11 protein-coding genes are annotated in these 15,863 nt (G+C 45.2%); 6 read left to right on the top strand and 5 right to left on the bottom strand.

Annotation, left to right across the window (positions count from 1 at the left end; all coding sequences use genetic code 11):
- Positions 1-50: 50 nt before the first annotated feature.
- Both pheT and AAJP47_RS11355 read left to right on the top strand, forming a co-directional pair.
- Positions 51-2,468, top strand: a complete 2,418-nt coding sequence (pheT, locus tag AAJP47_RS11360) for a phenylalanine--tRNA ligase subunit beta (protein WP_346718039.1) — start codon at positions 51-53, stop codon at positions 2,466-2,468.
- Between the two features lie 264 nt (positions 2,469-2,732).
- Positions 2,733-3,032: an integration host factor subunit alpha gene (locus tag AAJP47_RS11355; protein WP_346718038.1), complete on the top strand. Its 300-nt coding sequence runs from the start codon at positions 2,733-2,735 to the stop codon at positions 3,030-3,032.
- A 218-nt stretch (positions 3,033-3,250) separates the two neighbouring features.
- Here AAJP47_RS11355 and AAJP47_RS11350 read toward each other — a convergent pair whose 3' ends face one another.
- Entirely contained in the window at positions 3,251-3,619 is a 369-nt protein-coding gene (locus AAJP47_RS11350) for a hypothetical protein (protein ID WP_346718037.1), read from the bottom strand.
- Between the two features lie 523 nt (positions 3,620-4,142).
- Here AAJP47_RS11350 and ypfJ point away from each other — a divergent pair.
- Positions 4,143-5,036 carry a KPN_02809 family neutral zinc metallopeptidase gene (gene ypfJ / locus AAJP47_RS11345; protein WP_346718036.1) on the top strand — a complete coding sequence of 298 codons (894 nt, stop codon included), beginning with the start codon at positions 4,143-4,145 and terminating at the stop codon, positions 5,034-5,036.
- Between the two features lie 123 nt (positions 5,037-5,159).
- Here the strand turns inward: ypfJ and AAJP47_RS11340 are convergent, their stop codons facing one another.
- The 3 genes from AAJP47_RS11340 to trxA all read right to left on the bottom strand — a co-directional run bounded on the left by AAJP47_RS11340 (position 5,160) and on the right by trxA (position 8,280).
- Positions 5,160-5,408, bottom strand: coding sequence for a YMGG-like glycine zipper-containing protein (locus AAJP47_RS11340; protein WP_346718035.1), 249 nt, complete (start codon positions 5,406-5,408; stop codon positions 5,160-5,162).
- Between the two features lie 732 nt (positions 5,409-6,140).
- The gene (rho, locus tag AAJP47_RS11335; RefSeq protein WP_068403707.1) at positions 6,141-7,409 is read right to left on the bottom strand and encodes a transcription termination factor Rho; all 1,269 of its coding nucleotides are present in this window, start codon (positions 7,407-7,409) and stop codon (positions 6,141-6,143) included.
- Positions 7,410-7,953: 544 nt separating this feature from the next.
- Positions 7,954-8,280, bottom strand: coding sequence for a thioredoxin (gene trxA / locus AAJP47_RS11330; RefSeq protein ID WP_346718034.1), 327 nt, complete (start codon positions 8,278-8,280; stop codon positions 7,954-7,956).
- A 304-nt stretch (positions 8,281-8,584) separates the two neighbouring features.
- Between trxA and AAJP47_RS11325 the strand changes: the two genes are divergently transcribed.
- Both AAJP47_RS11325 and AAJP47_RS11320 read left to right on the top strand, forming a co-directional pair.
- Positions 8,585-9,298 (top strand): RluA family pseudouridine synthase, encoded by a 714-nt coding sequence (locus AAJP47_RS11325; protein WP_346718033.1) that lies wholly within the window; start codon positions 8,585-8,587, stop codon positions 9,296-9,298.
- 324 nt (positions 9,299-9,622) lie between these two features.
- Entirely contained in the window at positions 9,623-11,128 is a 1,506-nt protein-coding gene (locus tag AAJP47_RS11320) for a flavin-containing monooxygenase (protein WP_346718158.1), read from the top strand.
- Positions 11,129-11,315: 187 nt separating this feature from the next.
- Here the strand turns inward: AAJP47_RS11320 and AAJP47_RS11315 are convergent, their stop codons facing one another.
- Positions 11,316-12,260, bottom strand: a complete 945-nt coding sequence (locus AAJP47_RS11315) for a D-2-hydroxyacid dehydrogenase (RefSeq protein ID WP_346718032.1) — start codon at positions 12,258-12,260, stop codon at positions 11,316-11,318.
- A 367-nt stretch (positions 12,261-12,627) separates the two neighbouring features.
- Here AAJP47_RS11315 and rapA point away from each other — a divergent pair, with 367 nt between their 5' ends.
- On the top strand, positions 12,628-15,516 hold the full coding sequence (gene rapA, locus AAJP47_RS11310; RefSeq protein ID WP_346718031.1) for an RNA polymerase-associated protein RapA: 2,889 nt from the start codon (positions 12,628-12,630) through the stop codon (positions 15,514-15,516).
- Positions 15,517-15,863: the final 347 nt, after the last annotated feature.

Genomic DNA, 15,863 nt, shown 5'->3' with positions numbered 1-15,863 from the left:
CCAACCTTTACTCCAAAATCTTTATTATAAAATTCTGATCCGAGATATATATGAAAATTAGCGAACAGTGGCTACGTCAATGGGTGAACCCCAATAATACCAGTGAGCAATTGGCTGAACAGCTGACCATGGTAGGGCTGGAGATTGATGATCGTTATGCGGTCGCACGCGCTTTTAGTGGTGTGGTGGTTGGTGAAGTTATTAGCGTTGAGCCGCATCCGGATGCTGACAAGCTACGCGTCACGCAGGTAAATATCGGCGACGCTGAGCCAGTGCAGATCGTCTGCGGTGCACCCAATGTGACGGTCGGTATGAAAGCGCCTGTCGCTACCGTTGGTGCCGTCTTGCCAAGCGATGATAACAGTAATGGTAAAGCGGGCTTTAAGATCAAAAAGAGTAAGCTGCGCGGTGTTGCGTCAAACGGTATGCTGTGCGGAGCGTCTGAAATCGATTTGGTTGACGACATTGACGGTTTGCTTGAGTTACCAGCGGATGCCCCAATCGGTACCGATATCCGTGATTATTTGGGTTTAGACAATCAAATTCTCGATGTCTCAATCACGCCAAACCGTGGTGATTGTTTCAGCGTCCGTGGTATTGCGCGTGAAATCTCAGTCATCAATGATTTGCCAATGAACACGCCAACGATTGCTGATAATATCGCGATGACTGACAACGCTGCATCGCCAGCAGTCAAAGTAAGTGCAACCAAGGCGTGCCCACGTTATTTATTACAGTCTATTAGCAATATCGATCGTAGTATCGAAACCCCTAAATGGATGCAAGATGCGCTGGTACAGTCAGGTCTGCGCGCGCATAATTTTTTGGTCGATGTGACCAACTACGTGCTCTTGGAACTTGGTCAACCGCTACACGCCTTTGATGCCGATACCATTGTTGGTGATATTGTCGTACGCTTGGCACAGCCTGAAGAGAGCATCACTTTACTGAACGAGCAAACGGTCACACTAACAGGCGATGAGCTTGTGATTGCTGATGATAAAGGTGCATTGGCATTAGCGGGTATCATGGGTGGTCAGCGTAGTAGCGTGACGGACAGTACCAAAAATATTGTATTAGAAAGCGCTTTCTTTAATCCGCTTGCTATTGCTGCTCGCGCTCGCCGTTTTGGCTTGCACACCGATGCTTCACAGCGTTTTGAGCGTGGCGTTGATTTTGAATTACCAAAATTGGCGTTGGCGCGCGCTTGTGATTTGATTACGAGTATCACGGGTGGTCAAGCTGGACAAATAGTGACGGTTGAAAACCTTGAGCACCTACCAGTACGTGACCCAATTACGTTACCGATTGCCAAGGTTCGTGATGTCATCGGTATTGAGATTGAACCTGACGTCATGGTACGTATCTTAACCCAGTTGGGTTTTGTGGTAGAGCAACAAGCGGATACGCTTCTTTGTAAGCCGCCATCTTATCGCTTTGATATGAGTATCAAGGAAGATTTGATCGAAGAGATTGCCCGTATCTATGGTTATGACAATATTCCAAGCGTATTGCCGCATTTGCAGGTGAGCATGGATTATGACGATACCGCAGATTTGACGCATGAGATGAAGTTGGCATTGGTCGACAACGGTTACATGGAAGCAATTAGCTTTAGCTTTAGTGATGCCAAACTAGAAGCACTGCTCGATGATGAAGCGTTAGGGGAAGTATTGGCATTGGCCAATCCGATCTCTAGTGATTTGGCGGTCATGCGCCGTACGCTATTGTCAAGCTTATTGCCTTGTGTACAGTACAATCTCAATCGCCAACAGCCGCGTGTGCGCTTCTTTGAAACGGGTCTGAGCTTTGTTGGTCATAGCATCAGTGAGTTGGTACAAACGCCAAGTATCGCTTTGGTCGCTGTGGGCGATATCTGGGATGAGCAAGCGTATCAAAATCGCGCGCTCGACTTTTATGATCTCAAACATGATATTGAGCAGCTACTACCTGCCCAAATAGATAGCGCCCGTGTCCGCTATGAGCGTAGTGAATTAAGCTTCTTGCATCCGGGTCAAAGCGCTAAGCTGTATATCGATGATGTATACGTCGGCTGGCTTGGGCAACTGCATCCTAACACTGCCAAACAATTAGACTTACCAGCCACTTGGGTCGCTCAGTTGTCACTTGCGCCGTTACTGACGCTCGCCCGTGAGCAGCACGCGATTACCACGCCGAGCAAATTTCCACAAGTGCGCCGCGATATTGCCCTATTGGTCGACAGCGAGATTAGCTTACAAACGCTAGAGTCAACGATACGAGCCGCGGCAGGTGAGATGTTGGTTGATCTTTGGTTGTTTGATGTTTATCAAGGGGACAAAGTACCAGCTGGTCAACGCTCATTAGCCTTTGCCCTCGTCTGGCAAGACAGAACGCAAACCTTATCTGATGAGGCTGTAAAAACAGCCACCGATAAAGTAGTAAAAGCGTTGGTTGACACCCATGCCGCACAATTGCGTGACAGCTAACCCTTTATTTCAATAGCATATAATGCTCTATGGCCTTGTGTTTGTAAGGCTATGGAGCATTGCTCTTCATAGAGCTTGCTAGAAATAAAAACATAATTTTATATAAAAATTAGTATTCAAAAAATGGTAAGTTGTTATTAATAAAAGATTTTAATCCTCTGTTTGTTAAAAGAGTCTAAAAAAGCTTTATAATAACAATAACAACCTTCATACGCTAAACCATGATATTCGACATGACGACATAGCAAGCATAGGAGTCGCACTGTGAGCACCTTAACCAAATCTGACATGATTGAGCATTTGATGAGTCATCTTAACCTAACGCGCCAAGAAGGCCGCTGTTTGGTGGAGAACTTTTTTGATGAGTTGTCAGAGAGTTTGATTGATGGAAAAGAGGTCAAGCTATCAGGCTTTGGCAATTTTGAGCTGAAAGACAAAAACAGCCGCCCAGGTCGTAATCCAAAAACAGGTGAGCCAGTGGCAGTTTCAGCCCGCCGGGTGGTGACTTTTAAAACGGGACAAAAATTTCGTCAGCAAGTTGATGAGCGGTTGTTTGATTCATAACCGTCCTTGCCATTTGGTTTATCATTCAGTGATGCTCTTTAAGTTGAGCTGGTCCCTTTTGTGTAGAGCAGTTGAGTATACAGAGGCCAGGCGCATAGAGCGCGACAGACTTAAGTTATCAGTGAGAAGTAAGACAGTATATAAACAGCATACATAAAAAAAGAGAGAGCATACGCTCTCTCTTTTAACTACAGTGTTTTATCGTTTATACGATAAAATTACTGAGCTGGTTGCTCAACAACAACTTCGTCAGATGCATCAACAGCAGCAGCGTCAGTAGCAGGAGTTTCGCTAGCCATATCTACGCTAGTAGTAGTACCGTCTACAGGAACTTCAGCGTCCATTTCGTCAGTAGCAGTTGCAGCTTGTGCATCAGCAACAGCAGTTTCGGCTTCAGCAACGTCAGCTTCAGCACCAGCAGTAACTTCGCCTTCAGCTGAAGCGTCGTTTAGCTCTTCAGAAGCGTCTTGCACTTCTTCTTGCGCGTCAGATAAATCTTCAGCAGCGTTTTCTTTGTTGCTGTCACAGGCAGTTAGGCCCATAGTTGCAGTCATGATACCAGCTAGAGCAAGTAATTTAAGTTTCATAATATATTCTCCGGAAAAATGAAATGAGCAGTAGCAGCCACAAAGATTAAAATCCGAGATATCTCGGATTTCAACTCATCTTAGTCACAGCTACTCAGCTTCCACGCATTCTATATGTTTTTTATTTAAATAGAAATAGGCTGTACAATTAAGTAACAATTATATTTAAAATAATTCTTTACCTTGATTACTTAATATAATTTTTAACACAATACGCTTCATTAATCGACGTATAATCAACGACATCGCTTGGTTTTGAGTGGTTCTATCTGGTATGAGTGTCTCTGCTAGCAGGCTAAACTAGTCCGCTGAATGACGGTAAAATTGGATAAGTGGTTTGCGGCGTTACCATCTATCGAGATGCCTCAGTCATTAAAGAATATCAAAGTAATGGTGCTTATGTATAGCAGCAAATCTATGGCAGAAAATGACTGAGTAGACCGTGCATCAAGCGAGAATTTACATAATATGAATAACTATTGATACGAATAGCGCGGTCTATCGTACGTTTGAGGAAGAAACTATGAAGTGGCAAGGCAGAAGAGGCAGCTCTAACGTGCGCACAAGCACAGGTGGCGGCAAGATGATTGGTGGCGGTATCGGCGGTATTATTATCGCAGGTATTTTGTGGCTGGTATTTGGCGTCAACCCTATGACCGCTTTACAAACCGGTCAAGTCATTGCCGGTGGAAACGGAGGCAGCACGTCCACTGAGCCTGCGACCAGTACCGATCGAGACACAGAGTTTGTAAAAGTGGTATTGGCAGATACAGAAGAGGTATGGGGTCAGGTGTTTAATGAAGCGGGCAGTACTTATCAAGAGCCTTCGCTGATTTTGTTTAACGGACAAGTGAGTTCAGCTTGCGGCAGCGCCAGTGCAGCGACGGGTCCGTTTTATTGTCCAGGCGACCAGACGGTTTATTTAGACACCTCGTTTTTTGTAGAGATGCGTCAGAACCTTGGTATTACGGGTGACAAGCAAGAATCAGGTGGGCAAGAAAACCAAGATAAAGCGGGAGACTTTGCTCAAGCCTATGTTATTGCCCATGAAGTGGGTCACCATGTACAGACCTTGCTAGGTATCACTCAACAAGTCAATGAAGCCAGTCGTCAAGTGACTCAGACTCAGGCCAATCAATTATCGGTATTGCAAGAGTTACAGGCTGATTGTTTTGCAGGGGTTTGGGCGCAGCGTAATCAAGAACGCGTACAATTCTTGGAGCCGGGCGACATCGATGAAGCCATCAATGCGGCAGGTCAAATCGGTGATGATCGCTTGGCACAAGCGAGCGGTAGACAAGTAGTACCTGATAACTTTACCCATGGGACCAGTCAACAGCGTGTCCAATGGTTTACCCATGGATTAGAGAGCGGCAATATCCAATCTTGTGATACTTTTAGTGGGGCATTGTCATAAGCTTTGCTATATTGAAGATATGATTCTCATGTTCTTATCAATAACAATCATTAAAAAAGCCTGCAATCATAATTGCAGGCTTTTTGTATTTTCATTCAAGCTAGGTCAATAACAAGTCAGCGATTAACGGCTGTTGTTAAGGATGTAAGCACCAGCGCCACCAACAGCAGCACCACCAAGTGCACCACGAGCGATATCTTTACTGTTGCCACCACTTTTTAATAATGCACCAGCAGCAGCACCAGCAGCAGCGCCTTTAGCGGTGTTTGCAGTATTGTTGTTACCGTATCCGTAGCCGCCGCTTGCACAGCCGCCCATGATAAGAGCCGAGCTAGTAATAGCAGTCATTGCGATAGTTTTAGCAAATTTCATAGTATCACCTATTAAGTTATCAAGTTGGTTTATCAAAATTAAGAGACAGTATCATTAAGAAACAGTATCTTCGTTCACACTGCTTTTTATACCGAGATACTGGGTTAAAGTGTTTAAGCCATTCTCCTAGAATAATCTATTATGCTACCGCAAGACGTTATAAGGTCTGCATTAGTAAGGATTATTAAGTATAGCAAGTGTCTTGTCATTTATCTCGCTACCAATATTCAAAACGTAATATCCAAAAATTAATCATTCAACAATGAATATATGGTTGCAGAGTAAATCTATACTAACTGCTATGCTAACTCATTCGATTCTATTTAGGCGTAGTAAAAGCGCTAAGCTTTGCAAATCCACTGTAAAATATGTTTCCCCACTGTATCGTTGGTAGTAATTTTGCTCAGAGTTATTGTGTTCATACGGATAGTAGGCTAACTATTTTTATACTATAGTTGATCCTAAATAAAACGGATACAAGAAATGATAAAGCGAGACTGGAACCAATTTTTCTTGCTTGCTGTGCCTACGCAGACAGAGGCATCAAAAAATTAATTCCATTCTCGCTGTGCCTTTTTTATATTGGATTGACTTAACAACGATTTTTAGATTGGTAACGGTTTTTAGACTAAGGCGTATTGCAAAACCATCTATAAAAAAAGACCACCCGAAAGTGATCTTAATTGAGTAAACATGGTTTCTATACGCTGGCTACATCAGCCCAAAACCTATTTAGTTTTGTGATTTGCGTTTCATTTGTTCAAAGAATTCATCGTTGGTTTTTGCTTCTTTGAGACGATCCAATAAGAACTCAGTAGCCTGTACACCGTCCATCGGTTGTAACAACTTACGCAAGATCCAGACTTTACGCAGTTTGTCTTCGTCCAATAAGCGCTCTTCGCGGCGCGTACCCGATTTTTTGATATTAATGGCTGGGAAGACGCGTTTTTCGGCCAAGTCGCGCTCAAGCGTGATTTCTTGGTTACCCGTACCTTTGAATTCTTCAAAGATAACGCTGTCCATTTTACTACCCGTATCGATCAAGGCACTGGCAATAATCGTCAAGCTGCCGCCTTCTTCAACGTTACGAGCCGCACCAAAGAAGCGTTTTGGACGCTCTAGGGCGTTGGCATCCAGACCACCCGTCAATACTTTGCCTGATGATGGAATAACGGTGTTGTATGCACGGGCCAGACGAGTGATAGAGTCAAGCAAAATAACCACGTCTTGCTTGTGTTCGACCAAGCGCTTGGCTTTTTCGATAACCATTTCAGCAACTTGTACGTGACGCTGTGGTGGCTCATCAAAGGTAGAGGCAACGACTTCACCGCGAACCGTACGTTCCATTTCGGTCACTTCTTCTGGACGCTCATCAATCAGTAGTACGATGAGGTAGCATTCAGGGTTGTTACGGGTGATCGACTGGGCGATTGATTGTAGCAGCATGGTTTTACCCGCTTTTGGCGGTGCCACGATAATAGAGCGCTGACCTTTACCAATCGGGGCAATCAGGTCAATAATACGGCCAGTCAAATCCTCAGTCGTACCATTACCAAGCTCTAGTTTTAATTGCTCAGTCGGGAACAGCGGCGTTAAATTCTCAAAGATGAGCTTATGACGTGAACGATCTGGCGTATCAAAGTTGATTTCGCCTACTTTTAGCAGGGCAAAATAACGCTCAGAATCTTTGGGCGGGCGAATCGTACCAGCAATACTATCACCGGTCTTAAGACTGAAACGGCGAATCTGACTAGGACTGACGTAGATGTCGTCAGGGCCTGCCAAATAAGAGCCTTCTGATGAGCGCAAAAAGCCAAAACCATCAGGAAGAACCTCAAGTACGCCGTCACCATAGATGGCTTCACCGTTACGCGCGTGGGTTTTTAAGATGGCAAAGATGATGTCTTGTTTACGGCTACGCGCCATATTATCAAGACCCATTTCTTTGGCGATGGCCAATAGCTCAGCGATTGATTTTTTCTTTAATTCAGTTAGATTCATAGATAGGTCATTAGCAATTGATCAGATGAGAGATGCCATTAGCAGCACAAGTCACGACAGTGATTAAAACAACGATAGTATGGCGATAGAGGAGGCAAACACAGCGTTAGAATTATGTAGTTTTGATTTTACACGTCTGCTTATGTACGCATTGCAGTCATTGGATGCAAGGTAATAAGAAATAAAGATAAAGAAGGCTACATAAGAGTCTGTGTCAAAAACTCAATATCAGTAATGATGTTTAGTCATTTCGTTCAGTAATGGTATTTATAACGACGATTGTGTTTTTGTTGATAAACACGAGGAGAATAGCAATAAGACACTTAGGAAAAACCGTTGGTTTTCTCTTGTCAGCAGACTATACGGTCTTCACAATGATGTTGTCAATAAATTTTGCTAAAAAAGTCGAATAATTGGGTTTTTTGGCTAAAAAATAAGCAAGAAAGCCATTATCTAAGGCAGATAATGGCTTTTTCAATGATGTTATCTTGTTTGCTCATTTCTATCTCATTTATTCACAATGGAGTAAACGAGTAATTTTAACTTATAGGTGCTTGTCTAGCACTTTGGCCAATTCAGCTTTTGGTTGTAGGCCCATGACTGAATCTACTTTTTCGCCGTCTTTGAAGACAAATAAGGTTGGGATGTTACGGATACCAAAACGGCTGGCCGCTTGTGGATTGTTGTCTACATCAACTTTGACGATTTGGATTTTGCCTTGGTATTCAGTGGCTAGATCTTCTAAAATAGGCGCGATTGCTTTACAAGGACCACACCAAGCTGCCCAAAAATCTACCAACACTGGCACATCTGATTGCAATACGTCTTGGTCAAAGTTGGTATCGGTCGTATTAATAATAAGGTCTGACATAATATTATCTCTCTTGTTTTATTGTTCTATCGTCATTCATTGACCTACGTTTTAAGAAAAAAATACCGTAATGAATGGCCAAAGAATCGTTTAGAAGGGGTAAAAATGTGCCATTATATTAACATGTTTGCTGACGATTGGCAGAGGCAAACCAGTTAAATTGCTCAACAATTACTATTAGCACAATAAATCGAAACACAAGGATACAGGTTAGGATTTGTCTGTAACCTACCGCCGCTTTGCCAAAAACGACAATAATCAAAAGCCCGCCTATTTAATCCAATTTACATAAGTAGTTTATTTTATGCCTTTTACCGAAGAAGAAGTTATTGCCCTAAACACTCAAGAAAACGCTTATCCACTTGAGTTTTTTCAAGCCTTTGCAAAAGACATTACCGTCTACGAGGATGATGACATTTGGGTAGTCGATAAACCCGCAGGTCTACTTAGTGTCGATGGCAAAACGCTAAAGGTGAGTTTGCTGGCTCGACTTGAGCGTGCCAATCCAGCGGTCAAGCTGATTCATCGTTTGGATATGGATACCTCAGGGTTGATTATTTTTGCAAAAAATGCAGCCGCGCAGACCCATATTAGTAAGCAGTTTATCGAGCGGCTGCCGCAAAAAAAGTACCAAGCGCGTGTGTTTGGTCAATGGGAGAATATTGGCGCGACTGGTGAGATCTGCGTGCCTGTGCGTTATGAGCCAACCACCAAACCGCGTCATATCGTCGATCATGACTGGTCAAAGCATGCATTGACCTTATATGAAGTCATTGCTCATGAAGAATGCGGCGGTCAAACGGTGACACGCGTTATGTTAAAACCCGTGACTGGTCGCAGTCATCAATTGCGTGTGCATATGGTACATGTGGGTCACGTGATGATCGGTGATCCCATTTATGCAGAAGGCGCAGCATTAAAGATTGCATCGCGGCTAAATCTACACGCGCAGCAATTGCGTCTTAAGCATCCGACGCTTGGCGCATGGATGGATTGGGAAAGTCCGAGTCCTTTTTAACGTGACATATTAACGTAATATAAATGCTCGTAGCTGCTATCAATTTTTCTTGCTTGCTGTGAGCTTCGCTCGACAGAGGCTTCGAAAAACTTATATCAGCACTTTTAAGCGTTTTATTTATATATAAACGTCATTGCGTAAAAAATCATGTAAGTACAATCATGAAAATAAAGAATGCATGCAACAACAAGGAAGAAAAGTATGCTTGATATGAATGCTACCAGACAAGCGAGCAAAAATCGCTTCACACTAAAAAAGTCGTCTTCAAACACGCCCGCGGATTACGAAGTGCTGATCATTGGCGCAGGGATTGCGGGCATCGGCATGGCGTGTCGGCTACAACAGCGACAGCATAAAGGGTTGTTTAGTCATAAAAAACCCAATAAGGCGAAGCGTCGCCTACCAAAGCCGGCCAAGCGAAAAGTTACCCAACGATTTGTGGTGTTAGAAAAACGCGCAGAGTTGGGCGGGACATGGGATTTATTTACTTATCCGGGTATCCGCTCTGACTCCGATGCGCTGACCTTTGGCTATGGTTTTCGCCCGTGGTTGGATCATAGGATGCTGGCAAAAGGCGCGGATATCAAACGCTATATCGCTGATACCGCCCGCGAGTTTGCCGTCACAGAGCACATTCGTTATCAACATGAAGTGCAGCAGCTGTCTTGGTCAAGTACGGCGCAGCTGTGGACGGCAATGGTAAAAGATCATAGCAATGGTGAGGTATTTACGTTAATGGCTCAGTTTGTGGTGGGCGCGACGGGCTACTATGATTATGAGCAAGGCTATCAGCCCCGTTTTGATCAAGAAGAAGCCTTCCAAGGTCTTATCGTCCATCCTCAGCATTGGCAAAACACCGCTTATCACGATAAAAAAGTTGTCATCATCGGTAGCGGCGCCACCGCCATGACTTTATTGCCCGCCTTGCTAGACGAGGCGGATGAGCAATGCGCGCGCCATGTCACGATACTACAACGCTCGCCCACGTATGTGGCCAGCGTACCCGGCGATGATTACGCGCTTGACTGGCTCTCAGGTACATTCTCTCCATTATCTAAAGAACAAGCTTATACGCTATTGCGTGCTCGTAACGTTGTGATGCAACAAGGTATTTATCGCGCTGCTTTATTTGCGCCCAACGTCATGAAAGCGATATTAAAGCACGGCGTCAAAAAAGCGCTAAAGGGAAGTAATGTGGATGTGGCGCACTTTGAGCCTGATTATAATCCATGGGATGAGCGCCTGTGTGCAGTACCAGATGGTGATTTATTCAACGCCTTACAAAGCAAACGCGCCAACATTGTGACGGATCACATCGACCACTTTACCAAGACGGGTATTTTGCTCAAATCTGGTAAGCATCTCGATGCTGAGATCATCGTCACAGCCACCGGATTAAAAATACAAATGCTGGGCGGCGCCAAGGTTTATATCGATGGTCAAGCGATCGATATCGGAAAGCGCATGACCTATAAAGCCGTCATGATGGAGGGCATACCAAACATGGTGGCCTTATTTGGTTACACCAATGCGTCGTGGACGCTCAAAATCGATTTGGCGTGTCAGTATGTCATGCGCTTGCTTGGCTACATGCACAAGCAGCGTTATCAAGTGGCCTTACCACAAGCGCAGACAAAAGATAGCGAGGCGCACATGCAAGAGGATACGGTGATGGGTGCCTTATCGGCTGGATACGTTCAACGCGCAAAAGATGAGCTGCCAAAGCAAGGCGATCGCTATCCTTGGTATGTGACCAACAATTATCTCAGTGATCGCGTGATGCTAAAGTACCGTAAGATAAAAGATGACTGGTTGCACTTTAGTCGCTAGTTCGATATGCAAACAATGACGTGCTACTGATATAAATTTCCTTTGCGTGCTGCTAAACAGAGGCTGCGAAAAATTTATCCCAGTCCTGCGGACGCTTTTTTATTAACTTGATTTTATATTGAGCTGACTATTATTGAACTGATTAACGACCCAAACCGCTAACGCTTAACGCTTGGGTCGTTAGTTCTTATGACTGCTTATCGATAAACTCAGCGACTTGTTTGCTTAATATTTGCCACAGCGTCACTTGTGCGCTTTTACTGCCCCATGCATTATGTGGGCTAAAGATCACGCGTGGATGATCGGCAAGGGTCAATAAAGGATCGTTATCTAGGATTGGCTCTTGTTCAAACACGTCGCTGGCGTAGCCGATGATTTGCTCATTATTGATGGCATCCGTCAACGCCTGACTGTCGACGATACCGCCGCGTGCGACATTGACGATAAGCGGCTGCTTGCTCATTTTTGCCAAGGTGTCTTTGTTAATTAGATGCTCGGTTTGTTCGTTCAGTGGACAATGTAAAGTAAGAACATCCGCGCGCGCAAGGACGTCATCAAATGCGGTATATTCCTCACTACGCGGTGCCTGTCCCTGATGATCTGCCCACAATACGGTCATACCAAACGCCCGCGCGATTTCGGTAACGCGTTTGCCAATGGTGCCGACACCAATAATGCCAAGCGTTTTTTCTTCTAAATCTATCAGCGGAATATCAAGCAGGCAAAAATTACCGTTAGCGAGCCAGGTGCCATCAGCGACTTTTTGATGGTAATGCACGCCTGCACGCATGGCGCTTAGCATCAGCATAAAGGTATGTTCAGGCACGCTTTTGACCGCATAACCGGCGATGTTGTAAAGGGCGACATTGTGCTGTTCACAGGCGTCTTGATCGACATTATTCATACCTGTGGCTGTCAATTGAATGAGTTTGAGCTTGGGTAGGTTTGCAATAATGTCTGCGCCAAGCTGAACCTTGTTGGTAATAATGATGTCGGCATCTTTACAACGCTCAATGATGGTATCGGCGTCTTTTGGTGTGTCGTTATAAGTGACATAATCACTCACCCCTGCTGGTGCTGGTAAGTCAATGCCGTCAGAGAAGGTGCCTTTGTCTAAAAAAACCGCTTGCATGAGTCATCCTTATTATTGGTGATTGTGCTTGTTATCTCAGTGGTTCGTTGTCATATTAAAAACGTTGAGGGTCTTAATGTAGCATGTGGAGAATGTTAGTCAAAAACGAATGTGAAAAATGACTGGTAATCTCACTGGCTATCGTAAGCCTTCTCTTGAAAATTTAACTTAACGCACTCATCTAGCCGCTAACGTTATATAATGGTTCGGCTAAACAGCTGGCTTGATTGATGTTATGACAGCACGCGCCCTTTTTTTGATGCGCTGCTAGGTAAGTAACCATTGCTGCCATGATTATCGTTGCCATTCATCACAGCCACCATTGCTATTTATTTTCTTATCATTTGAGTACAAAAGACATCGCCCTATGACTATCTCTATTGCTTCACTGCACAGCACCGAATTCGCCGTTGGTCAACGTTATTTATCTGATACGGAGTCCGAGTTGGGCTTGGGCGTGGTCATTGATGTAGATGACCGATGTGTGCATATTTTATTCCCGCAAAGTGAAGAGACGCGCGTCTACGCCAAAAACTCTGCGCCCTTATCACGTGTGGTGTTCAAGATTGGTGATAAGATTTATGACCAAGAAGGCAAAAGCTACACGGTCAACGCCGTTGATGAAGTCATGGGCGTGCTTAAATACGGCGTCGATGAGCACGAGCGCGGCATCATGGAGACGCGTCTTGCTGCCAATATCACGCTGGCAAAACCGCTTGAGCGTCTGCTCGCTGGTCGTATTGAACGCGGCGATTGGTATGAGCTGCGCCAAGATATATTGCGTATGCAATCAGCGCTTGCTGGTCACCCGTTAAAAGGGCTGATGGGCGCGCGCGTCGATATCATTGAGCATCAGCTTTATATCGCCCACGAAGTTGGCAAACGTATTGCCCCGCGTGTTCTACTAGCGGATGAAGTGGGACTGGGCAAAACGATTGAGGCGGGTCTAATTATTCATCAGCAGTTACTCACAGGTAAGGCTGAGCGCGTACTTATTTTGGTGCCAGACAGTCTGCAATATCAGTGGATGATCGAGCTGCGCCGCCGTTTTAATCTCAACTTTGCGTTGTTTGATTTGGTGCGTACGGCCGCCATCAAAGAGCACGATCCTGAACAAAATGTTTTTGCGACCGAGCAATGTATTATTGCAGGCATGGATCTGTTGCTTGACCATCCTGATTTGTATGACCAAGCGATGGAAGCGGGGTTTGACTTATTGGTCGTCGATGAGGCACATCACCTGCATTGGGATGAGGCGCAAGGCGGCAATGATAAGTACGACTTGATTGCCGATTTTGCAGAAGAGACGCCCGGTGTCATGCTGTTGACGGCGACTCCTGAGCAGCTTGGTGCGCAGAGTCACTTTGCCCGTTTGCGCTTGCTTGATCCGGATCGTTTTGATGATTTGGATGAGTTTATCGATGGTCAAGAAGCGTTTGCTGAAACGGCTGCCGTCGCTGGTGTGTTGATAGAAGACAAACCACTGAGCGAAGGCCAAATTGCCGCCTTGAGCAGCTTGTTAGACATCAATATTGATGAGCTCGCTACGATCAATGATGATGAAAAACTGCGAACCTATGCGCTCAATGAGTTGCTCGATCGTCATGGTACGGGTCGTATTTTGTTCCGTAATACGCGTGAGAGTGTCAAAGGGTTTTATGGGCGTAGCAGTCAGCCGTATCCATTGCCGTTGCCTGACGCATGGAGAGACAGTTATCAAACCAATGGCAAACTGCGTGAGCAGCTATGGGGCGAAGAAAACCAACCCGATGGTGGCTGGTTAGAGGACGACCCGCGTGTGTCTTGGTTGATTGATATCTTACGCGGTGATCTAAAACACAATAAAGTATTGCTGATTGCGCGTAGTGGCGCGACCGTTGAGAGCTTGGAGGCGGTATTACGCTTACATGCTGGCATCAAAACAGCTATTTTTACTGAGCAGATGACCTTGCTTGAGCGTGACCAAGCGGCTGCGTTTTTTGCCGATAGCGAAGGCGCGCAGATATTATTGTGCTCAGAGATTGGCTCTGAAGGTCGTAACTTCCAGTTTGCAAGCCAGCTGATCTTGTGGGACTTGCCTGCCAATCCAGATACCTTAGAGCAGCGTATCGGACGCTTGGACCGTATTGGCCAGACGCAGCAAATCATGTTGCATATTCCGTATGTACAAGGTACCGCGCAAGAGCGTTTGTATCAGTGGTATGACAGTGCGCTTAATATGTTCAATCAGATTTCACCGACCGCGCAAAGCGTGCAAGAGCAGTATATTCAAGAGCTAAAGCCAATGCTTGAAGGTGCTGATACCGCTGACAATCGTGCTACTTTGCAGAATATTATCGATGAGGCGCTACAAACGCGCTTGGGACTAGAGGCGCAACTACAAGCGGGTCGTGATCGTCTGCTTGAGTACAACTCGTGTCGTCCGCGTGTCGCTGGCCGTATCGCTGATGCCATGCGTGATTTTGACAGTCATAATCTGTTGCCGCAGTTTATTGAGCGCTTTTTTGCCTCAGCCAATATCGACCACAACATCCAACGCGATGGCTCGTGGGTCATTGCACCGATTGATAGCACTGAGATCAGTGACTATATCGATGGCTTGCCACTGGGTGATGAAGACGGCATGACGTTGACCTTTGAGCGTGAGCAAGCGCTGCAACGTGAAGACATTGAATTCATCACGCATGAGCATCCATTGATGCGTGCGATTTATGAGCTGGCAAGCACCAGCACCTTTGGTAATACCACGGTTGCGATGCTAAAAAGCGCCGCTGTACCGCAAGGTATGGTGCTACTAGAAGTGAACTTCCGCGTGGAAGTGATTGCGCCAAAAGTACTTAACTTACCATCGACGTTGACCACGCAGAATATTCGTGTGTTCATGAGTGAGCAGGGCAGTGACTTATCAGCCCGTATCAGCGCTGATATGATTATGCCGCATATCGAGCGTTTGGATAAAAACCGCGCCCGCCAAGTGATTAAGGTACGCGGCGATGTGATTGAGCAGCGTTATTACGAAGCCGAAGACATCGCGCGTGAGCAGTTGCTAGAGATTGGTGAGCAAGCCAGCACACGTTTTAGTCAGCAGTGGTCGCGCGAAATTAAGCGCCTAAAGCATCTGCAAACCATCAATCCTAACGTCCGTCCGGCAGAAATTGAGCGTTTAGAGCAGCTTCAAGCGCAAGGTGAGCAAGCGCTGGGTAATTTATCATTGGTACCAGACTCTATCCGTGTGCTGGTGGCGGTGAAACCATAAGATTGAGAGTAAGCGAAAAACGAGGTGTTATGCGACATCTCGTTTTTTTATGGTTCACGTTGTTTTTATCGGCTTCGTACTTTTATGGAGCTTATGCTTGTATCGGCTTAATAAAATAAATCGTGCGATACTTATAAGTAAGTGCTTAGTCTCTAGTCAAAGCCACCAATATTGGGTAAGATGTTTACCTTGCCAATTTGTAACACGTGCTTAGTGATAGCGCTGCTATGACTGTATCTTCTGTTCTAAAATCTCGCTTGTATATGATTAGCAAGTGATTTCATATTATTTTAAATTCAAACGCAAAGGATCTGTCGCCATATCATAATTATGTTGATATCGCTGGG

It is taken from the genome of Psychrobacter halotolerans, from assembly GCF_039680845.1.
In the GTDB taxonomy this organism is placed as follows: Bacteria; Pseudomonadota; Gammaproteobacteria; order Pseudomonadales; family Moraxellaceae; genus Psychrobacter.
This window is presented reverse-complemented; position numbering and strand designations above follow the sequence as displayed.

Excerpts from the sequence above, each read along its gene's own strand:
- pheT (WP_346718039.1), top strand. The coding sequence starts at position 51 with ATGAAAATTAGCGAACAGTGGCTACGTCAATGGGTGAACCCCAATAAT.
- AAJP47_RS11350 (WP_346718037.1), bottom strand. The coding sequence starts at position 3,619 with ATGAAACTTAAATTACTTGCTCTAGCTGGTATCATGACTGCAACTATG.
- ypfJ (WP_346718036.1), top strand. The coding sequence starts at position 4,143 with ATGAAGTGGCAAGGCAGAAGAGGCAGCTCTAACGTGCGCACAAGCACA.
- AAJP47_RS11340 (WP_346718035.1), bottom strand. The coding sequence starts at position 5,408 with ATGAAATTTGCTAAAACTATCGCAATGACTGCTATTACTAGCTCGGCT.
- rho (WP_068403707.1), bottom strand. The coding sequence starts at position 7,409 with ATGAATCTAACTGAATTAAAGAAAAAATCAATCGCTGAGCTATTGGCC.
- trxA (WP_346718034.1), bottom strand. The coding sequence starts at position 8,280 with ATGTCAGACCTTATTATTAATACGACCGATACCAACTTTGACCAAGAC.
- AAJP47_RS11325 (WP_346718033.1), top strand. The coding sequence starts at position 8,585 with ATGCCTTTTACCGAAGAAGAAGTTATTGCCCTAAACACTCAAGAAAAC.
- AAJP47_RS11320 (WP_346718158.1), top strand. The coding sequence starts at position 9,623 with ATGGCGTGTCGGCTACAACAGCGACAGCATAAAGGGTTGTTTAGTCAT.
- AAJP47_RS11315 (WP_346718032.1), bottom strand. The coding sequence starts at position 12,260 with ATGCAAGCGGTTTTTTTAGACAAAGGCACCTTCTCTGACGGCATTGAC.
- rapA (WP_346718031.1), top strand. The coding sequence starts at position 12,628 with ATGACTATCTCTATTGCTTCACTGCACAGCACCGAATTCGCCGTTGGT.